The organism is Rhizobium sp. NFR12 (assembly GCF_900108545.1).
In the GTDB taxonomy this organism is placed as follows: Bacteria; Pseudomonadota; Alphaproteobacteria; order Rhizobiales; family Rhizobiaceae; genus Neorhizobium; species Neorhizobium soli.
This window is the reverse complement of sequence record NZ_FNWM01000004.1, coordinates 113,098-133,540: the sequence shown is the minus strand read 5'-3', so window position 1 is coordinate 133,540 and position 20,443 is coordinate 113,098. Positions and strand designations below refer to the sequence as shown.

Here is a 20,443-nt window from a genome sequence, read left to right as displayed (position 1 = left end):
GCGTGAATGACGGGAGGACCGCCTACGGCGGGTAGCCAATCCTCCCGAATGACGCTCCTTGGCGGTGAGCGACGGGTTGTTGAATAATAACCGAAGCTTGCCTCACCATGGATTGCGTTTTGCTAATTTTACACTTGCTCAGCTAACGCCGGCGCCCGTTGTTGCAAGGAAGATCGCATAGAGCGATTTCGTTGCCGTGATGAACAACTGGTTGCGCCGCGGGCCGCCAAACGTGAGGTTCGCCGCCGTCTGCGGCAGCAGGATTTTTCCCAGAAGCTTGCCGTCCGAACCGAAGCAATGCACCCCGTCTCCGGCGCTCGTCCAGACATTTCCTGATACATCGACGCGGAAACCGTCTGCCAGGCCATTGTCGATATCGCAGAAGACCCGGCTGTTTGTAAGCTGCCTGCCGTCCACGACATCGAAGGCACGGATATGACGCGGCGCGGACGGGTCATGGCTGGAGGACGAGTCGGCCACATAGAGGATCGTTTCGTCCGGCGAGAAGGCAATCCCGTTCGGCTGGCCGAAATCGGTCACCACGGCATCGATCTCGCCGGTTTGCGGATCCAGCCGATAGACGTTGCGGGTCGCCTGTTCAGGCTCGGCGCGAAAACCCTCGTAATCCGATTTGATGCCATAGGTCGGGTCGGTGAACCAGACGCTGCCATCCGAGCGTACCACCACGTCGTTGGGCGAATTCAGCCGCTTGCCCTCGTAGCTGTCGGCAAGCACGGTGATCGAGCCGTCGATCTCGGTGCGGGTGACGCGTCGACCACCATGCTCGCAGGAGACAAGCCGCCCCTGCCGGTCGCGTGTATTGCCGTTGGCGAAATTGGAGGGCGTGCGAAACACCGAAACGCCGCCGTCCTTCACCCAGCGCAGCATCCGCTGGTTGGGAATGTCGCTCCAGATCAGGCATTGCAGATCGGAAAACCACACAGGCCCCTCCGCCCAGCGGCAGTCCGAATAGAGTTCCTCCAGGCCTGAACTCGGGACGATCAGGTGCCGGAAGCGGTCGTCGTGGATTTCGTAAGGTGAAGATGTCTGCGACATGGCATTGCGTCCGGTTGAAACTGTCTGAAGTGTTTGAAGATTATCGGCCGGATTGCCGACCGCCGGCGAGAAGAATGACGGCGATGATGATCGTACCGGTGAGGATCAGGCGCACACCGGCGCCGAAGCCGTAGGTGTTGAGCATCGACACGACCAGGAACATGAACAGCGAGGCGCCCCAGATGCCCGGTATGTTCGAATTTCCACCGGCCACCGCCGTGCCGCCGATGACCACGACGGCAATCGACATCAGCAGGTATTCCGAGCCCATGTTGAGCGCAGCACCTCCGGAGAAGCTCGCCAGCAGATAACCGCAGACGGAAGCGAGAACCGCGCACAGCATATAAGTGACAAGCCGCGTGCCATCGACCGGGATACCGGTCATGCGGGCCGCAAACGTGCTCTGCCCGATCGCCGAGATCCAGCGTCCGTAGATCGACTTTTCCAGAAGCACCCAGGCGACGGCCGACAGGATCAATGCCACCAGCGCCACGTTGGGAATTCCGAACACGCCGGATGTGGCAAATTCCGCCAGCGTTTCCGGCGGCTTGATGCGCAGGCCGCGATTGCTCCAGATCGCCACCGACTGGACGATGAAACTCATCGACAGCGTCGCGATGATCGGCGGAATGCGCAAGAGCTTGATCAGGATGTAATTGCCCAGCCCGACGACGAGACCGATGCCAACAGAGGCGAGCAGTCCAACGACGATCATGCCGTCCTGTACGTCCATCAGCTTCAGGGCAAGCGTGCCTGACAGCGTCATCGTCGCCGGCACGGACAGATCGATATTGCCCGGCCCAAGCGTAATCACGAACATCTGGCCGATGCCGACGATGACGGAAAAGGCGGCAAAGGTCAGCGCTGCCTGCGACAGGCCGAACGAGCTTGCCCCGCCGGTAAAGAGAACGGTGATGATCCAGACGACGGCAGTCGCTGCAAACGACCAGATCCACGGCTTGGCGACGAGAAGACGTTGCATGGTCATTGGCTCTTCTCCCGCTTTTCGAGACGGTTGAGGGCAAGGCGAAGGGCAAGCACGACGATCAGGATCGCCCCTTGCGCGCCGATCTGCCAGTCCGGCGAAATCCGCATGAAGGACAGGAAAGACCCGGCAAGCGTCAGCGTCAGCGCCCCGATGACGGCCCCGATCGGCGACACCTTGCCGCCGACGAACTCGCCGCCACCAAGGATGACGCCCGCGATCGACAACAGCGTGTAGCGCAGCGCGATATTGGCATCGGCAGAGGTGGTAAGCCCCACCAGCGCGATACCGGCAAGCACGGCAAACAGCCCGGCCAGCGCGTAGGTTCCGGCACGGATGCCGATCACGGACCAGCCGGCCCGTTCGACCGAACGGTCGTTGCCGCCGACGCCGCGCATCAGAACCCCGAACGACGAGCGCATCACGATATAATGGGTGACGGCGGCGATGAGGATGCTGGCAACGATCGCCATCGGCACGAGCGGCGGCTTGGCGGTCATGATCCATCGCGCAAAACCCGGTGCCGTACCGCCAGGCGAGGGGAGGATCAGCACCGCAAGCCCGCCCCAGACAAAACTCATCCCGAGCGTAACGACGATCGACGGCAGTTCGCGCAGATGGATGACGACGCCGATGACGGCATAGGTCGCGATCGCTCCGAGCAGGATCAGGATGCCGAGTGCCGGCGAGGTCTGCAAAAGCGTTGCGGCGACACAGGCGCAGAAGCTCACAAACGTGCCCATCGACAGGTCGAGGTCGTTGACGGACATGATCAGCATCTGGGCGATGGTCGCAAGCGCGATCGGCACCGCCAGATTGAACAGAAGGTTGAGGCCGTTATAGCTCATGGCGCGCGGCTGCATGTAGAAGACGGCCGCCAGCAGCAGCACCAGCGATGCGGCGGGAATGATCAGGCGAATGGTCGCGGACGAGATCTTCATGCCGCTTCTCCCTGCGCAAACGAGGCAGAAAGCACATTCTTCTCGCTGATATCCTCTCCCACCAGTTCGGCAACGATCGCGCCTTCGCGAAACACATAGACCCGGCCGCAGAGCCGGATTTCGTCCATTTCGGTCGAGTACCAGATGAATGTCCGGCCGTTGGCGGCCTCCGAGCGCAGGATCTCGTAGACTTCCTGCTTGGTGCCGATATCGACGCCGCGCATCGGATCGTCCATCAGCACGATGTCTGCGGTGGTCGCGAGCGCCCGCGCAAACAGAACCTTCTGCTGGTTGCCGCCGGAAAGCGACAGGATGCGGTTGCCCATATCGGGCGTACGGATCTCGATCCGCTTCTTCCAGCCTTCGCCGAGCGCATTTTCGCGTTCGCCGTCGATCATCCGCTTCGATGAAAGCTGGTCGAGCGAAGCGATCGACAGGTTCTTGAGAATGCTCCACAGCGGGAACGTGCCGTTCAGGCTGCGGTCGCCGGCAACGAAGGCAATGTCGCGCTTCTTTGTCGGAAACCAGTTGCTGTTGCGCGCAAGGTATAGATCGAGCAGCGCCTGCGTCTGGCCATGGCCGCCGAGCCCCGCAAGCCCGATCATCTCGCCGCGATAGGCTTCGAACGGCAGGGCATTTCCCTGTCCATGCCCGCGCCCACGTCGCGCCGGCATCGAAAGCACCGGTGCGCCCGACTTCGCAACCGCTTTGAGGGAAAGCTCCTGTTCGCGCACCACATTGCCCATCGCCTCGACAAGGCTGCGGTTATTGAATTCGGAGGCGGCGCGGTCTGCCACCACGCGTCCATCCTTCATCACAACGATGCGGTTGGAGGTGGTGAGAATTTCGCCGAGAATATGCGAAATCAGCAGCACCGACCCGCCGGCGGAGACGAATTTGCGGATGTAGGCCATCAGTTGTGCGGCAAGACCGGCATCGAGCGATGACGTCGGCTCATCCAGAATGACCAGTTTTGGCGGGGCCGAGATGCCGGCAAAGCTGATGGCAATTTCCACCATCTGCCGTTCGGCGATCGAGAGGTCGTCGACCGTGCTGTCGCAATCGATCGCATGGCCGGGAAAAATGTCCTGCAGCTGGGCTTCCACCAGCGCAAGCGCCCGGCCGCGCCAGTTCCAGCCTTTCAGCTCCGCATGCATGATGCGGGCATTTTCGCCGACCGTCAGGTTCGGGCAGAGCGACAGTTCCTGAAACACACAGCGCACGCCGTTGGCACGCGCAGCCGATATGCCGCGCACATCGTTGCCGCTGTAGCTGAGCGTGCCTTCATGGGGAGATAAGCCGCCATTGATGACATTGACGATGGTGGATTTGCCGGCACCGTTATGGCCGACCAGCCCGACGCATTCGCCCGCGTGGATCACGAGGTCGGCGCCATCAAGCGCCTTCACGGCTCCGAAAGTCACACGGACGCCGCGCGCGGCCACAACCTCTTGTCGGTTCAAGGTTTCGCTCATGCAGATCGCAGTCTGTTTTTTGAATGGGAAATCATGCCGGGTCGCGAGAGGTCGAAGCCCTCGCGGCCCGGCACGCGGGAGGCGACGCTACTTGGCGTCGATCACCTTTTTGGCGTCTGCCAGCGAATATTCGACATTCGCCACGCCACCCTTCTGGGTGGTCTTCAGGCTTTCTTCGAGGCCGGCCTGGTCGATGCTGAGGAACGGCACGACGAGGTCTTTCTTGACCTCCTTGCCGTCGAGGATCTGCTGAGCAACCCAGAAGGCGAGCGTCGAGACGCCAGGCGCGATCGAGACCGACATGGTCTCGTACCCGTCCTTGTCCTTCTGCTGCTTCCACCAGACGAGTTCGTCTTCGCGGTTACCCATCACGATTGTCGGTGTCGGGCGCTTGGCGGCGGCAAATGCCTGGGCCGCACCATACCCGTCACCGCCCTGCGTCACCACGCCGACCACGTCCGGAAGGCTCGGCAGGATGCCGGCAACCGCACGCTGGGCCACGTCTTGCGCCCAGTCGCCGTTAACAGAGCCGACCACCTTGAACTGGCTGTTCTTGGCAACGCCTGCCTGGATGCCGGCATGGATCTGGTCATCGACGGAAACGCCGGCAAGGCCGCGGATTTCGAGAAGATTGCCGCCCTTCGGCAGCTTCTTCGCGAGATAGTCGACCTGGCTCTCGCCCATCTTCTTGAAATCGACTGCGATGCGCCATGCGCAGGGTTCGGTGACGATACCGTCGAAGGACACGACGGTGATGCCGGCGTCGCAGGCTTCCTTGACGGCGCCGTTGAGCGCCGTCGGAGACGCGGCATTGATGACGATCGCATCATAACCCTGCAGGATCATGTTTTGGATCTGGGCGGCCTGTTCGGTCGCCTGGTTTTCGGCAGTTGTAAACGGATCAGCAGCTGCGACCACGCCCTTGGAAACAGCTTCCTTGGTGATCTTGTCCCAGCTCGTCAGCATCGCCTGTCGCCAGGAATTGCCGGCATAATTGTTGGAAAGCGCGATCTTCTTGGATGCGGTATCGGCAAGCGCCGGACCACACAGGCACGCGACGGCAACGGATGCCGCAAGCATCGTTCTGATATTCATGATTTCCTCCCAAAAGCTCCCTCTATATCCCCGTGCCGCTCCTCAACGGGTGTCCGGAGATAATGATTGCCCTGAGCCCCTTTTGCTCAGTAAATCGAGAATGGAGGAGTTTTCTAATGTTGTACAGGCGCATCCAAGCACGCTTTCTGCGGGCTTTCGCGCAAAGTCTGCGGGTTCCCGCAGGACGCAACCGAAAAGCTGGCGCTTAATGTCGCCAGGGCCTGGGAGGAGGCCTGATCATGCTCAATCCGGCGCGCAACTCGCTGTTCGACCGCTATCTCGGCATCTCGAGATTGCTGGCCGGCCAGCTCGATTTCGATGCGATCATCAAGGCCGTGGGCGAGGAGATCAGCCATATCATCCCGCACGACCATCTCGATGTCTGCATCAAGATGCTGGATGGCAAATACCATATCGCCTATGAGAGCGGTCTCGATACTGCCTGGAGCAAGGAACCACCGGCGCTCCTGACCGGCAGCCCCATCCGCACGCTGCTGGCCGGCGAGGTGGATTATCTTCTTTCCGGCGATGCCCTGACCGATCCGCGTTTCCATTTCGAGGGCGCCTTTGCGAGCCCCATCATCGAGCTGTCGCTCAAAAGCCGTCTCCATGTTCCGCTGAAAGCCCAGGGCGACGTGATCGGCGCGCTCAGCTGTTCAAGCCGGCAATACGACTGCTACACGATGGAGGATGTCGAGAACGCCCGCGCCGTGGCAGACTTGCTCGCTCCCTATTTCTTCGCGCTGCGGGCTGCCGAACAGGCCAAGCGCTCCGCCGTGATCCAGACGGAAGCCAGTGCCCGCGAGGAGGGCTTGCGGCTCGGCGCCCTGAAACTCACCGAGGCTCTGGAGGCAGAACGCCAGCGGATCGGCATGGATCTGCACGACCAGACGCTCGCCGACCTTACCCGGCTGACGCGCCGCATGGAGAAGCTGACCGGGGTTGCGAGCGTGCCGGGCGATGCGCTCGAACCGCTTTGTCGCGCCCTGCAGCAATGCATGCACGATCTCCGCGAGATCATCGAGGAAGCCAAGCCCACCGTGCTGCAACTGTTTGGCGTCGCCGAGGCGATCGAGAACCATCTGGAGCGGTCGGTGCGCGAAAGCGGCCAGACGATCGCCTGGGAGATGACCGACGAGACCGGCGGCACGCTTCGCGATCTCGATCCGACAGTCGCGATCGCCCTGTTCCGGATCGTCCAGGAAGCGGTCAACAATGCCATCCGCCACGGCCAGGCGGACCGGATCGACGTGGCGCTGACCCAGTCGGGCAGGGCTCTTTCGATCGAGGTGAAGGACGACGGCTCCGGCATCGGCGCGCCTGAAAACCGCGCCGGCCACGGCATCGACAACATGAAAACCCGCGCGCGGCTGATCTCCGCAAGGTTCGAGATCACCAGCGCGAAAGATCGCGGCACGCTTGTGCGGCTGACCCTTCCGATACAGCCGAAGACCGGGGTGGAGATAGGATGATGATGGATGTCCTGATCATCGAGGACGACGCGCTTCACCGCTCCTATCTCCACGAGGCGGTGCGCGCGGCCCTTCCCGAGTGCCGCAGCGTTGTGGAGGCCGAAAACGGCCTCATCGGCGAAGCACAGGCGCGCTCCTCGCGCATCGAGCACGTGGTGATGGACCTGCAGATGAGCGAGCGCAACGGCATCGAAGCGGCGCGCACCATCTGGCGCGAACGTCCCGATACGAAAATCCTGTTCTGGTCGAACTATTCCGACGAGGCCTATGTGCGGGGCGTCTCGCGCATCGTGCCCGAGGGCGCGACCTACGGCTATGTGCTCAAATCCGCATCCGAAGACCGGTTGAAGCTGGCGCTGCGCAGCGTCTTCATGGAATCCCAATGCGTGATTGACCGCGAAGTGCGCGGCATCCAGCAGAAAAGCCTCGGCAATTCGCTCGGCCTCAGCGATGTCGAATACGAAATCCTCATCGACGTCGCGCTCGGCCTCACCGACAAGGCGATCGCCCACCGCAAGCACCTGTCGCTCCGCAGCGTCCAGAACCGTCTGCAGCAGCTCTACGAAAAACTCGATGTCTACGAATCATGCGGCCGCAACCACGAGGGCAGCGAAGGCTGGTTCAACCTCCGCATGCGCGCCGTCGCGGTCGCCCTCCAGCGCAAGGTCCTCAACACCAGCGCACTTGAACGCGCCGAACGCGATTTGCAGGCATCGGGGCGGATGTGAGGGGGTGGTGAGATGAGAGGTATTGGGAAAAATGGTGCCGCTTAGAGGACTCGAACCTCTGACCCCATCATTACGAATGATGTGCTCTACCACCTGAGCTAAAGCGGCCTACGCAGCGCAAGGTGTTGCCTGCTGCGAGTGAAGGCGCTGATACAGGCAATGGGGCGTGATTTCAAGCCGGTTTTCGATTGGCGTGAAATTTTATCACTGCGGTCCGTGGGCTGTCAGAGAGCAAGACGGCTGCGGGCCTCGCCATATTCGCGCTCCAGCCGGCCGACCAGATCTGCGACTGATGTCACGGATTTGACGGCGCCGACGCCCTGGCCGGCACCCCAGATGTCCTTCCAGGCCTTCGGGCCGCTTACAGCCGCGTCGAAATCCATCTTGGTCGGATCGGCGCTCGGAAGCGCGTCCGGGTCAAGCCCCATCGCCGTCACCGAGCCCTTCAGGTAGTTGCCGTGGATGCCGGTAAAATAGTTGGAATAGACGATATCGGAAGCGGAGGATTCGACGATCATCTGCTTGTAGCCGTCAACCGCGCGCGCCTCGTGCGTGGCGATGAAGGGTGAGCCGATATAGGCCATGTCGGCCCCCATCGCCTGCGCCGCCAAGATGCCGCCGCCGGTGGCGATCGAGCCGGCGAGCAGGAGCGGGCCGTCGAACCACTCGCGGATCTCCTGAATAAGCGCGAAGGGAGACAGCGTCCCCGCATGACCGCCGGCACCGGTTGCGACAGCAATCAGCCCATCGGCACCCTTGCGGATCGCGGACTTCGCATGCCGGTTGTTGATGACGTCATGCAGCACGATGCCGCCATAGGAATGGACCGCTGCATTCACTTCCGGCACCGCGCCGAGCGAGGAGATGACGATCGGCACCTTGTATTTCACGCACATCGTCAGATCGTGTTCCAGCCGCCTGTTGGACGTATGAACGATCTGGTTGACGGCGAACGGTGCGGCGGGCCTGTCGGGATTGGCCGCATTATAGGTGGCAAGATCCTCGGTCATCATGGCAAGCCATTCGTCCAGCTGGCTTTCCGGTCGAGCATTGAGGGCAGGGAAGGCGCCGATAACGCCGGCCTTGCACTGCGCCAAGGTCAGTGCCGGATGCGAGATGATGAACAGCGGCGACGCCACGACGGGAATTCGCAGTCCTTGTCTCAGCACGTCCGGAAGCATCGGCAATCTCCTTTTGGTTTACGTTTACGCACACGTAATATCGGTTTTAGCAGATGCACTCGGCTCGGGAAAGATGGCTCCGTCTGGCGAAGGTATGCGTGCCATGCGCACTGGCGGCTCGATAAGCGGCTGTTTCCGCGGCATTCTCACGCCTAACCATATCTTCTCCCCAATCTTGGCGAAGGAAGGCCATTGACCACCGGCTTGCAGTTCGGCGACGGAGAGGTTACCGAAAATTAACGCCGTCTTTTCAGCAAGGCCGGCAGTCGGGTATGCACAACCGGAAGGATCCGCAGTGAGCGGTTTGGAAACAGCCATCAGGAATGCCCTTGATCGTTCCGATCGGACCGATGGCGACACGCGGGCACGGATTTATCAGTCGGCGCGACAGGCGCTGGAAGCAGGTCTGCAGCGCCAGGGCGTGACCGACAAGCTGATTGTCATGCAGCAGCAAAAGCGGCTGGAAGAAAAGATCCGCGAGATCGAGACGGAGGAAGTGGACCGGCTGGCCGGTCCCGCTATCGAGCCTGACGAGATCACTCACCCTGTCATCGACCCGGTTGTCGCACCTGCCGCCACGGCCAGAGCCGCAGCTCCAGATGTCGCAGCCCCGATCGTTGCGGATGAAAGGGTAGCCGCCCCCGATCCGGATACCGGTCTCGGCGGCGCAACACGCGCACCATCCCCGGCAAATGACCAGAGGCAGCCCAACGATGTCCAGTCGGCCGGGGATCTCGGAAGTCTCGGCGCCGCGCGACCGGATTTCCGTCCGGCCTCATCCGAAGTGCCGCAGATGGACGGACTGACCTCGGTCGAGCCGGACCGCGTGCAACGTGGCCAACCGCCTGTTGCCAAGCCCGAGCGCGGCAGGAAGCGGCGCGGATCTCTCGACGCCGAGACGAACCCTGCAGCCAAGCCGCGCAAGAGCCGTCGTCAGCGGCTGATCTCCTGGCTGCTGAAATGGGTCATCTCGCTTGCAGTCGTCGGCGTCGCTTGCTGGTATTTCTATAATTCGGGCCTGGTCCAGTCGGTGATGGACGAGGCCCTGCAGGCCGCCAACCGGGCGTCGCAATCGCAGGCGGGTCCCAATGCGCGCTTTGATCCTCGCGGCGGCTTTTCCGATGAATGGGCGCAGGTCTTCGAACCGAAGCAGATCGATACGCTGCAGGTCGGTCGCGAGGCAAAGGCAGAGGCTGCAACCGGTTCGGAAGGTCCAGCCGTTCGGCTCCTGTCGGCAACCCCGCAAACCGGCGGTGATATCGCCGTCACGGTTCCGGCGGATGTATTGCAGCGCCTGGCAGGCGGGCCGGCCACCATCGCAGTCACCGTCCAGGCTGGCGGCAACCAAGGTGTCCAGATGTCGATACGCTGCGATTTCGGCAGCCTTGGGGGCTGCGCAAGACATCGGTTCACAGCAACCCAGGAGCGACTGGAAGCCCTGTTCAAGGTCAGCTTCGACCGGGCGATCGCGCCAAACGCGCCGGGCCGCATCCTGATCAATACCGGCCTCGACGGTTCCGACAGACCGGTCCTGCTCTACTCCGTCCGCATTTTGCCCGCAGGCTGAACCCTGAACGCCGGACGACAACGTCGTCCGGCTCGCTCACCTGTCTGTCTCTATTTCAGGAACTTGCTGCCAAATCCGAGGATCTTGTCGTCGATCTCGCCGATCGCGTCCCTGTCTTTCCCTTCGTAATCGAGGGATCCAAGGATGTGGCGGATGACGTTCAGATGCGCACGCCGCTTGTCGTTTGCCAGCACCACCGTCCATGGCGCAAGCTTGCTGTGTGTTCGCTCCAGCATCTGGTCGCGCTTTGCGGTGTAGTCAGGCCATTTGTTCAGTGCCGCGATGTCCATCGGCGAAAGCTTCCAGATCTTCAACGGATCGTGGCGCCGGTCGTGAAACCGCTTCAGCTGCATTTCCTGGCCGATATCCAGCCAGAACTTGAACAGATGGATATCGTCGTCGACGATCATCTCTTCGAACTGCGGCACGTCCTTCATAAAGGCTTCGTATTGGCCCGGCTTGCAGAAGCCCATGACAGGCTCGACCACGGCGCGATTGTACCAGGAGCGGTCGAACAGCACGATCTCGCCCGACGTCGGGAAGTGCGACACGTAACGCTGGAAATACCACTGGCCCGCTTCGGTGGGCGAAGGCTTGCTCAACGCCACCACGCGTGCAGATCGCGGATTGATATAGGAGCGGATGGACATGATCGTACCGCCCTTGCCGGCAGCATCCCGGCCTTCGAACAGCGCAATCATCCGCTTGCCGGTATCCTGCAGCCAGTACTGCACCTTCACGAGCTCGATCTGCAGCTTCTCCAGCTGCTTGGCGTATTTCTCCTTGTCCAACTTGTGGTCATAGGGAAAGCCGCCGGATTCCAGCGCGTGATCATGCACCCAGCCGGGCAGTTTCGGATCGTCAATGTCGAAATGCCTCAGCTTGCCATCGATTTCCAGTTCCGCTGACCGGCTGCTTGTCTCTGCCATGATTGCTGTCCTTTTTCCTTCGGCGGCCGAAACGGCTGCGACTGCTTCAACGGTTTGCAGGGCTTGAGGTTTCCCTCAGGACCGATGCATATCTGTCATGCAAGCGTTATATGACCGCAAGTTCGACCAAACAAAAAGGGGTTCGCGCGTGGAAGCGTTGCCGAAGGAAGAGCGCGGGTTTGCGCAAGAGCTGGCACTTCGCTTCCGGCGGGAGTGGCTGCTGCTTCTGCTGCTCTCGACGATCGCGGTGATCGCTTTTGTTGCCGGCGCGAACGATCTTCTGGTCTTCGCGCTCTGGCTTCCCCTCGTCGTCGCCGTGCTGTCCCGGCCCTTGCCGGAGATACCTGTCGTACCGGTTGAAATGCCTGTTCCGGAGCCACCCGTCTTCGACCCGCTGCCGCTGATCTCTGCAACTCTCGGCACGCTGGACATGCCGGTCGTGGTGCTGGGTGGAGACATCACCGTTCTCTACCGCAACAAGGCAGCGGAGCGGGCCTTCGGCGATCTGCCGATCGGCACCCATCTGACAGCGCGGCTGCGGTCGCCCGGCATTCTCGACATGCTGCGCGAAACTATCGCAACCGGCCAGCCGAACCAGATCGAACATTCTGAGCGCCTTCCGTCCGAACGGGTCTTCATCCTGCGCGTGGCGCCGATCGATATCGGCGGCCTGGCGCCGGGCATGGGAAACTATTACCTCCTGTCGTTCCGCGATGTCTCCGAACTGCGCAGCATCGACCGGATGCGATCCGATTTCGTCGCCAATGCAAGCCATGAGCTGAGAACGCCGCTTGCCTCGCTCAGAGGCTTCATCGAGACAATCCAGGGCCCGGCTCGCGACGATCCGAAGGCGCAGGAACGCTTTCTCGGCATCATGCTCGACCAGGCGACCAGGATGAGCCGACTGGTGGACGACCTTCTCTCCCTGTCGCGGCTGGAACTAAAGTCGCATATCGCTCCGGACCAGACCGTGGACCTGAAGCCGCTGATCATCCATGTCAGCGACGCGCTCTTGCCTTTGGCTGAGGAACTGGGCGTCGAAATCCGCCTGCATCTTCCCGAAGGCAGGGTCGATGTGCTGGGCGATCGAGACGAACTGATCGAAGTGATCGAGAACCTCATCGAGAATGCCTGCAAGTATGGCCAGGAGGGCAAGTTCGTCGATGTCTTCCTGAAAGGCGGCGGCAAGCTGCCGGTCGAAGTCAATGTCATCGACAAGGGGCCGGGCATACCGGCGGAGCACGTTCCGCGCCTGACCGAGCGTTTCTATCGCGTCAGCGTCGCCGACAGCCGCTCCAAGAAGGGCACCGGATTGGGGCTTGCCATCGTCAAGCATATCCTCACCAGGCACCGCGCCCGCCTGCTTGTGAAGTCGGAACTCGGCAAGGGGACGGAGTTTACCGTCCGTTTCTGACATAAAACCAACCCAGTTTTCCCAGTCTCTTCCAGAACGTCAACATTTTCAACGGTTTGAATTGTCACAAATGTTTCACCGAAGTGACATAAAAGCTAAGGCCAAGGGCGGCTATGACCAGCGGGCCGAGAGCCGGCAAATGTCTAAGAGGCCGGCATGACAAGATTTCTGGAAACCCATACCGGGAGAACTTCGATGAACATGTTCAAACTTTCCGCAGCAGCCCTCGTGGCCTCTGTTGCCTTTGCCGGCGTTGCATCCGCACGCGACCAGGTTCAGGTTGCCGGCTCCTCCACCGTTCTTCCCTATGCGAAGATCGTTGCCGAGACCTTTGCCGAGACCAACCCGAACTTCAAGGCACCGGTTGTTGAGTCCGGCGGCACGGGCGGCGGTCTGAAGGCATTCTGCTCCGGCGTCGGCGAAGGCACGATCGACGTTGCCAATGCTTCGCGCAAGATCAACAAGAGCGAAGCCGAAGCCTGCAAGGCTGCCGGTGTCACGGACGTTCAGGAAATCCGCATCGGTTACGACGGTATCGTATTCGCCGCCGACTCGTCGAACGGCGACATGAAGATAACCCCGAAGGATCTCTACAAGGCATTGGCCGCTGAAGTCGTCGTCGACGGCAAGCTCGTTGCCAACCCTTACAAGAACTGGTCGGAAGTCAATGCGACCCTGCCTAAGGGCCCGATCGCAGCTTACATCCCAGGCTCCAAGCACGGCACCCGCGAAGTCTTCGAAGAGAAGATCATGGCTGAAGGCTGCAAGGAAGCCGGCGCGACGGACGTCATCAAGGCTGCCATCACCGATGCCAAGCAGGCTGCTGCCAAGTGCGTTGCAGTTCGCAAGGACGGCGCAGCTGTCGACATCGACGGCGATTACACCGAAACGCTGGCCCGCATCTCGGCCAACAAGACCGGCCTCGGCGTTTTCGGCCTGGCCTTCTATGAAAACAACATGGACAAGCTGAAGGTCGCGACCGTTTCGGATGTCGTTGCTTCCACCGAAACCATTGCTTCGGGCAAGTACCCGGTGTCGCGCCCTCTGTTCTTCTACGTCAAGAAGGCTCACCTCGGCGTTATTCCAGGCCTCAAGGAATATGTTGAGTTCTTCATCTCCGACGAAATGATCGGCCCTGACAGCCCGCTCGCCGAATACGGCCTGGTTGCTGCTCCGGACGATCAGCGCGAACAGGTCCGCAAGGACTTCGAAGCCGGCAAGACCATGTAATCAAAATTCCGGCGCCGCTTCTTGCGGCGCCGGTCTTCTTTCGTGCCAGGCGGCGACTTGTCCGTCGTGCGACAGAAGCAAAGCCTGGCGTCAGTCGCTGCGTTTTGGATGGCGAAACATATTGATTCCGATGGTGGGATTTGTGCGGTAATGGGTGCCGTCGATGGCGGTAGGCCGGGGGATTTTAATGAGCACACCATTGATTTTATTGATTCTGGCGATAATTGCGATCGCTTGTTACGTTGTCGGAACCAGGCACGCCCTGGCAATCGCCGGCGGCCGTTCCTCAAAGCTTCATTCACGTCCGGGCTACTACGGCACCTTCGTCGCACTCTGCGCCGTTCTGCCATCGGTTCTCATCCTGGCCGCGTGGCTGGTCGTCAGCCCCCTCTATATCAACTCCACTGTCCTCGATGGCTTTCCTGAAGACGTAAAGGCGCGTTCGCCGGCCGAACAGGGTCTCTCCTTCGGCATGGTAAGCTCGCTTGCGCGCGGCATGAACGTACTGAGCCTGGACGAGATCGAGCGCATCGGCGGAAATCCCGTCGAACTGCGCGCAGCGCTTGGCGCTAAGGGCGTCCCGCTTGCCGGCGACCCCGAACCATACATGGTCGAGTCCGCTGGCGATCTCAACGTCATGACCAAGATCAGCAACTGGGTTATGACCGCGGTAGTCCTTCTGGCAGCCCTGATCGGCGCCGGCTTTTCCTACACGCGCATCGCGCCACGGTTTCGGGCCCGCAACCGTGTCGAGAAGGTGATCCTCGCCAGCCTCGTCGTCGCATCCTCGATCGCGATCCTGACGACGGTCGGCATCGTCGCCTCGATGCTGACGGAAGCGACGCACTTCTTCACCAGCATCCCGCCGTGGGAGTTCTTCTTCGGCACCGTGTGGGATCCGCGCTTTGCGGCCGCCGGCGCCACGGACTCGGCTGGTCAGTTCGGCCTTATCCCGCTGCTTCTCGGCACACTCTATATCGGCTTCGTCGCCATGCTCGTCGCCGTCCCGAGCGGCCTGTTCTCCGCGATCTACATGTCGGAATACGCCTCCCGCGGTGTCCGCTCCGTGGCAAAGCCTCTGCTCGAAGTTCTTGCCGGCATTCCCACCATCGTCTACGGCTTCTTTGCCCTGACAACGGTCGGCCCGTTCCTGCGCGACCTGTCTTCGCAGCTGAATGGCCTCGTAACCGGCGATTATGCAAATTTTATCCAGGCGCAGAGCGTTCTCACCGCCGGCTTCGTCATGGGCATCATGCTGATCCCTTACGTCTCGTCGCTGTCGGACGACATTATCACCGCCGTGCCGGGAACGCTTCGTGACGGCTCGCTCGGTCTCGGTGCCACCCAGTCCGAAACCATCAAGAAGGTCGTCCTGCCGGCAGCACTGCCGGGCATCGTCGGCGCACTTCTGATGACTGCCTCACGCGCCATCGGCGAAACCATGATCGTGGTGCTTGCAGCAGGCGTCGCCGCCCGCATGCAGCTCAACCCGTTCGAGCCGATGACGACGGTGACCGTCAAGATCGTCAGCCAGCTGACGGGCGACCTTGAATTCACCTCGCCGCAGACGCTTGTCGCCTTCGCACTCGGCATCACGCTGTTTGCGATCACGCTTTGCCTCAACATCTACGCGCTCTACATCGTGCGCAAATACCGGGAGCAGTACGAATGACCGACGTGGTTTCCTCCACCGCCGGCGTCTTGGCCAAGCCTGCCCGTCGCGATATCGGTATCAAACGCCGCTACGCCGCCGAGCGCCGCTTCCGCGCCTATGGCATCGCTGCTCTCTCGTTCGGCATCCTGTTCCTGATGCTCCTTCTGTGGTCGGTCGTCTCGAAGGGCTATACCGCCTTTCAGCAGACGATGATCACCATCCCTGTGGAGTTCTCGCAGCAGATAATCGACAAGGATAATGTGCGGGCTACGGATCCGGCCAAGCTGATGACGGCCAACTACCCGATCGTCGCCCGCAATGCGCTGGCGAAGGTTCTGGGCGTCGCCGAAAACGATCGCCAGGGTCTGCGTGCCGTCAACCAGATGATTTCGGACGGCGTTCGTGGCCAGCTGCGCGATATGGTCGTTTCCGATCCTGAGATCATCGGCACGACCCAGACGGTTTCGCTTCTGGCAGCCGGCGATATCGACAGCGCCGTGAAAGGCCAGATCAATCTCGACGTGGCGGAAACCAGCCGCAAGGTGTCCGACCAGCAGGTCGGATGGATGAAGCAGCTGGCCGACAGCGGGGCGCTCGCCAAGGAATTCAACACCGGCATTTTCTTCAACGGCGCGTCCAGCCGTCCGGAAGCAGCCGGCGTCGGCGTCGCTCTGATCGGCTCCTTCTATATGATGCTGATCGTGCTCGTCCTGTCCCTGCCGATCGGCGTCGCAGCCTCGATCTATCTTGAAGAGTTTGCCCCGAAGAACCGGTTCACGGACCTGATCGAGGTCAACATCAACAATCTCGCAGCGGTCCCGTCGATCGTCTACGGTCTGTTGGGTCTCGCGGTCTTCATCAACTTCATGGGCCTGCCGCGCTCGGCCTCGCTCGTCGGCGGCCTGGTGCTGACGCTGATGACGCTGCCGACCATTATCATCGCCACCCGCGCGGCACTGAAAGCAGTACCACCGTCGATCCGTGCTGCAGCGCTCGGGCTCGGTGCCTCGAAGATGCAGACGATTTTCCACCATGTCCTGCCGCTTGCCATGCCCGGTATCCTGACCGGTACGATCATCGGCCTCGCGCACGCCCTCGGCGAAACCGCGCCGCTTCTTTTGATCGGCATGGTCGCCTTCGTGGCAAACTATCCGACCACGCCGATGGATCCGTCGACAGCGCTGCCGGTACAGATCTACATGTGGGCTAACGAGGCGGAACGCGCCTTCGTTGAACGAACCTCGGGAGCGATCATGATCCTGCTCCTGTTCCTAATCTTGATGAATGTTGGCGCAATTCTCTTGCGACGCCGCTTCGAACGGCGTTGGTAGAGGAAGGGGGAAGCAATGAACATGATGTCAGAAGCTGCAGTTGAGAAGGCGCTGGACAAGAAAATGAACGACGTTGCATATAAGATGATCGGCAAGGATGTCTCCGTTTATTACGGTGACAAGCGCGCTCTTTATGACGTGAACCTGAATGTCCGCCAAAATACCGTCACTGCTTTGATCGGTCCGTCCGGCTGCGGCAAGTCCACCTTCCTGCGCACGATGAACCGCATGAACGATACGATCGAGGGTTGCCGCGTCACCGGCAAGATCACGCTCGACGGCGACGATATCTACGACAAGGAAATCGACGTCGTGGAGCTGCGTGCCCGGGTCGGCATGGTGTTCCAGAAGCCGAACCCGTTCCCGAAGTCGATCTACGAGAACATTGCCTACGGTCCCCGCATCCACGGCCTTGCCCGTGGCAAAACGGAAATGGACGCGATCGTCGAGGCAAGCCTGCAGCGCGCCGGCCTCTGGGCAGAAGTCAAGGATCGCCTGCATGAAGGCGGTACCGGCCTTTCCGGCGGTCAGCAGCAGCGCCTTTGCATCGCCCGTGCGATCGCCGTTTCGCCTGAAGTCATTCTGATGGACGAGCCGTGCTCGGCACTCGACCCGATTGCTACGGCCAAGGTCGAGGAACTGATCCACGAACTGCGCGCCAACTACACGATCGTGATCGTCACCCACTCGATGCAGCAGGCAGCCCGCGTTTCGCAGCGCACGGCGATGTTCCATCTCGGCAATCTGGTCGAGGAAAACGATACCGACAAGATGTTCACCAATCCGGATGACCAGCGCACCCAGGATTACATCATGGGCCGCTTCGGCTGATGCGGGCGCAGAGCCCGTCAGCCGCAACTGCAGACATCAAGGATCAGACACATGGTTTCGACCCATATTCTCTCGGCCTATGACGAGGAACTGAAATACCTGAACCGCCGGATCTCCGAAATGGGCGGCCTGGCGGAGCAGATGTGCGGTGACGCCGTGCGTGCGCTCGTCAACTCCGACTCGGCGCTGGCCCAGAAGGTCATCTCGGACGACGTCATTCTCGACCATGCCGAGCGCGATATCCAGGACAAGGCGATCGTCACCATCGCCAAGCGCCAGCCGATGGCGGCCGACCTTCGCGAAATCATCGGCACGCTGCGCATTGCAGCTGACCTGGAACGCGTCGGCGACCTTGGTAAGAACACCGCCAAGCGCGTGCTCGCCGTGCAGGGAACAGGCGTCCCGCGCAAGCTCGCCCGTGGTCTGGAGCATCTTTCCGAACTGGCGCTGGTGCAGCTCAAGGACGTTCTTGATGTCTTCGCCAACCGCTCCGCGGAAAAAGCCGAAATCATCCGCCAGCGCGACGAAGAAATCGACGCGATGTACACCTCGCTGTTCCGCGAACTCCTCACCTACATGATGGAGGATCCGCGCAACATCACTACCTGCACCCATCTCCTGTTCTGCGCCAAGAACATCGAGCGCATCGGCGACCACGCGACCAATATCGCCGAGACCATCTACTACATCGCGACCGGTGCACAGCCGGAGGGCGAACGTCCGAAGGACGATACGTCCAACATGCTCGGCTCCGCCGGGACATGATGCAGCTCTCCCGAAATCGCCTGCCGGTTTCGGGACGATGACTGCCAAAACCAATGACCTGAAGCAGCGCGAGCGGATCTGGCGGATCTAAGTGCGGTTCGGGACGAGTGACGGAGCAAGTCGGAATGCAGCCGAAGATCGCAGTCGTGGAAGACGAAGAGGCCCTCAGCGTCCTCCTTCGGTATAACCTGGAGGCCGAGGGTTACGAGGTCGATACCGTGCTTCGCGGTGACGAAGCGGAAATCAGGCTTCAGGAGCGCGTTCCGGATCTTCTCATTCTCGACTGGATGCTGCCAGGCGTTTCGGGCATCGAACTGTGCCGTCGCCTGCGCATGCGGCCGGAGACGGAACGCCTGCCGATCATCATGCTGACGGCGCGCGGCGAAGAAAGCGAGCGCGTTCGTGGGCTTGCCACGGGCGCCGACGACTATGTGGTCAAGCCGTTTTCGACACCGGAGCTGATGGCCCGCGTCAAGGCGATGCTGCGTCGTGCCCGACCCGAAGTGCTGTCGAGCGTCCTCAAATGCGGCGACATCGAACTCGACCGCGAAACCCACCGCGTTCACCGCAAGAGCCGCGAAGTTCGCCTCGGGCCGACAGAGTTTAGACTTCTGGAATTCCTGATGGCGTCGCCCAGCCGCGTCTTTTCGCGCTCGCAGTTGCTCGACGGCGTCTGGGGTCATGACATCTATGTTGATGAGCGTACCGTCGACGTGCATGTGGGGCGCCTCCGGAAGGCGCTCAACTTTTCCAACATGCAGGATGTCATCCGCACGGTCCGCGGTGCCGGTTACTCGATGGAAGCCTGAGCACCGCGTCTCCTAGCCGGCAGCGTCATGGCAATGACACCAGTGACGACGCAGGCGAGACCGAGCCAGGCTGTGGAGGCAAGCGTTTCGCCGAGAAACACGACGCCGATGGCAACGCCGATCGGCACCCGCAGATAGGCCTGCGCCGTCGTGCCGACGGAGCCGAGCGTCTGGACCAGCCGGAAGTAGATGACGAAGGCGAGCGCCGTCGAAAATACCGCCAGCGCCAACAGGGCGAGCATCGAATCGGCGCTGGGCGTCAGCGTCCAGGGCCGATCGACCACGAGGCTCACGGGAATAAGGATGGCGGCGCCTGCGATCAGCGATCCCGCGGCGGGCATCATCGGGTCCAGTCCCCTAAAGTTCTTGCCGAAGATGGCCGCCGCCGCATAGCAGATGGTCGCCGCCACGATGGCGAGTTGCGCCCAGAGGTTCTCACCCGATCCGGCAAGCGCCTCCATGCCGACGATCAGGCATATGCCGACAATGCCTGCGGCAACCCCAAACAGTTTAGGTCCCGAAATGCTTTCATGGCGGGTGATCAGCGCCGTCAGCAGAAAGGCGAAGATCGGCGTCGTTGAACTCAAAATGGTGGCAAGGCCCGCATCGGTCGTCTGTTCGGCCCAAGCGATGAGGGTGAAGGGGACCGCGCTGTTGAGGCATGCCTGAACCGTGAAAAGCTTCCACGTCTGCCGGTCGGTCGGCAGCTTTAATCCGCGCAGCCGAAGTGCCACAACGAGAATGAGCCCAGCGACCAGTGTTCTGACGGCAATAAAGGTGACAGGCGAAATCGTCTCCACACCGACTTTGATCAGCGTGTAGGACGCGCCCCAAAGCGTCGCGAGCGTGAGGAGCAGCAACAGATCCGTTGCCATGCTTGTTTTGGTGTCCGCCATTCCAGTTCCTGTCCCCATGAATGCAATCTCCGCCCCTCTTAGCGGAACCAGGAAAAGAAATGCTTCGACGACGGCCGAACCGTT

The 20,443-nt window shown here is 61.2% G+C and carries 18 protein-coding genes and 1 tRNA gene; 10 read left to right on the top strand and 9 right to left on the bottom strand.

Features of this window, described 5'->3' with window-relative positions; genetic code table 11:
- Nucleotides 1-138: 138 nt before the first annotated feature.
- The 5 genes from BLW69_RS16970 to BLW69_RS16950 form a co-directional block, all read right to left on the bottom strand.
- Entirely contained in the window at nt 139-1,056 is a 918-nt protein-coding gene (locus BLW69_RS16970) for an SMP-30/gluconolactonase/LRE family protein (protein ID WP_092663678.1), read from the bottom strand.
- Between the two features lie 40 nt (nt 1,057-1,096).
- Nucleotides 1,097-2,044, bottom strand: coding sequence for an ABC transporter permease (locus tag BLW69_RS16965; RefSeq protein WP_092663676.1), 948 nt, complete (start codon nt 2,042-2,044; stop codon nt 1,097-1,099).
- The gene (locus BLW69_RS16960; RefSeq protein WP_092663674.1) at nt 2,041-2,982 is read right to left on the bottom strand and encodes an ABC transporter permease; all 942 of its coding nucleotides are present in this window, start codon (nt 2,980-2,982) and stop codon (nt 2,041-2,043) included. Before BLW69_RS16960 ends, BLW69_RS16965 begins: the two co-directional genes overlap by 4 nt.
- Nucleotides 2,979-4,457, bottom strand: coding sequence for an ATP-binding cassette domain-containing protein (locus BLW69_RS16955; RefSeq protein ID WP_092663672.1), 1,479 nt, complete (start codon nt 4,455-4,457; stop codon nt 2,979-2,981). Before BLW69_RS16955 ends, BLW69_RS16960 begins: the two co-directional genes overlap by 4 nt.
- Nucleotides 4,458-4,544: 87 nt before the next feature.
- Entirely contained in the window at nt 4,545-5,552 is a 1,008-nt protein-coding gene (locus BLW69_RS16950; protein WP_092663670.1) for a substrate-binding domain-containing protein, read from the bottom strand.
- Between the two features lie 239 nt (nt 5,553-5,791).
- On the opposite strand from BLW69_RS16950, the gene BLW69_RS16945 reads away from it, so the two are divergent.
- Together BLW69_RS16945 and BLW69_RS16940 are read left to right on the top strand one after the other, a co-directional pair.
- Nucleotides 5,792-7,024: a GAF domain-containing sensor histidine kinase gene (locus BLW69_RS16945; RefSeq protein WP_092663668.1), complete on the top strand. Its 1,233-nt coding sequence runs from the start codon at nt 5,792-5,794 to the stop codon at nt 7,022-7,024.
- A gap of 2 nt (nt 7,025-7,026) precedes the next feature.
- The gene (locus tag BLW69_RS16940; RefSeq protein ID WP_062580135.1) at nt 7,027-7,752 is read left to right on the top strand and encodes a response regulator transcription factor; all 726 of its coding nucleotides are present in this window, start codon (nt 7,027-7,029) and stop codon (nt 7,750-7,752) included.
- Between the two features lie 32 nt (nt 7,753-7,784).
- Here BLW69_RS16940 and BLW69_RS16935 read toward each other — a convergent pair.
- A tRNA-Thr gene (locus BLW69_RS16935) sits at nt 7,785-7,860 on the bottom strand.
- A 116-nt stretch (nt 7,861-7,976) separates the two neighbouring features.
- A complete protein-coding gene (locus tag BLW69_RS16930; protein ID WP_092663666.1) occupies nt 7,977-8,933 on the bottom strand; it encodes an NAD(P)H-dependent flavin oxidoreductase in 957 nt (318 codons plus the stop codon).
- Between the two features lie 295 nt (nt 8,934-9,228).
- Here BLW69_RS16930 and BLW69_RS16925 point away from each other — a divergent pair, with 295 nt between their 5' ends.
- On the top strand, nt 9,229-10,500 hold the full coding sequence (locus BLW69_RS16925; RefSeq protein WP_139283895.1) for a hypothetical protein: 1,272 nt from the start codon (nt 9,229-9,231) through the stop codon (nt 10,498-10,500).
- Nucleotides 10,501-10,550: 50 nt separating this feature from the next.
- Here the strand turns inward: BLW69_RS16925 and ppk2 are convergent, their stop codons facing one another.
- On the bottom strand, nt 10,551-11,429 hold the full coding sequence (gene ppk2, locus BLW69_RS16920) for a polyphosphate kinase 2 (RefSeq protein WP_062453936.1): 879 nt from the start codon (nt 11,427-11,429) through the stop codon (nt 10,551-10,553).
- Between the two features lie 148 nt (nt 11,430-11,577).
- Between ppk2 and phoR the strand changes: the two genes are divergently transcribed.
- From phoR to phoB, 7 genes are all read left to right on the top strand, one after another.
- A complete protein-coding gene (phoR, locus tag BLW69_RS16915; RefSeq protein WP_244508874.1) occupies nt 11,578-12,843 on the top strand; it encodes a phosphate regulon sensor histidine kinase PhoR in 1,266 nt (421 codons plus the stop codon).
- Nucleotides 12,844-13,038: 195 nt separating this feature from the next.
- Complete coding sequence (locus BLW69_RS16910) at nt 13,039-14,073, top strand: substrate-binding domain-containing protein (RefSeq protein ID WP_062453935.1); 1,035 nt, start codon at nt 13,039-13,041, stop codon at nt 14,071-14,073.
- Nucleotides 14,074-14,260: 187 nt separating this feature from the next.
- Nucleotides 14,261-15,745, top strand: coding sequence for a phosphate ABC transporter permease subunit PstC (pstC, locus tag BLW69_RS16905; RefSeq protein WP_062453934.1), 1,485 nt, complete (start codon nt 14,261-14,263; stop codon nt 15,743-15,745).
- Complete coding sequence (gene pstA / locus BLW69_RS16900; RefSeq protein WP_092663658.1) at nt 15,742-17,058, top strand: phosphate ABC transporter permease PstA; 1,317 nt, start codon at nt 15,742-15,744, stop codon at nt 17,056-17,058. Before pstC ends, pstA begins: the two co-directional genes overlap by 4 nt.
- 15 nt (nt 17,059-17,073) lie before the next feature.
- Nucleotides 17,074-17,889, top strand: a complete 816-nt coding sequence (gene pstB, locus BLW69_RS16895) for a phosphate ABC transporter ATP-binding protein PstB (protein WP_092663656.1) — start codon at nt 17,074-17,076, stop codon at nt 17,887-17,889.
- Nucleotides 17,890-17,940: 51 nt separating this feature from the next.
- Nucleotides 17,941-18,654 carry a phosphate signaling complex protein PhoU gene (gene phoU / locus BLW69_RS16890; RefSeq protein ID WP_062453931.1) on the top strand — a complete coding sequence of 238 codons (714 nt, stop codon included), beginning with the start codon at nt 17,941-17,943 and terminating at the stop codon, nt 18,652-18,654.
- Nucleotides 18,655-18,779: 125 nt separating this feature from the next.
- Nucleotides 18,780-19,463 carry a phosphate regulon transcriptional regulator PhoB gene (gene phoB, locus BLW69_RS16885; RefSeq protein ID WP_062453930.1) on the top strand — a complete coding sequence of 228 codons (684 nt, stop codon included), beginning with the start codon at nt 18,780-18,782 and terminating at the stop codon, nt 19,461-19,463.
- Here phoB and BLW69_RS16880 read toward each other — a convergent pair.
- A complete protein-coding gene (locus BLW69_RS16880) occupies nt 19,445-20,359 on the bottom strand; it encodes a DMT family transporter (protein ID WP_092664100.1) in 915 nt (304 codons plus the stop codon). The two genes, phoB and BLW69_RS16880, sit on opposite strands and share 19 nt — an antisense overlap.
- Between the last annotated feature and the right edge of the window lie 84 nt (nt 20,360-20,443).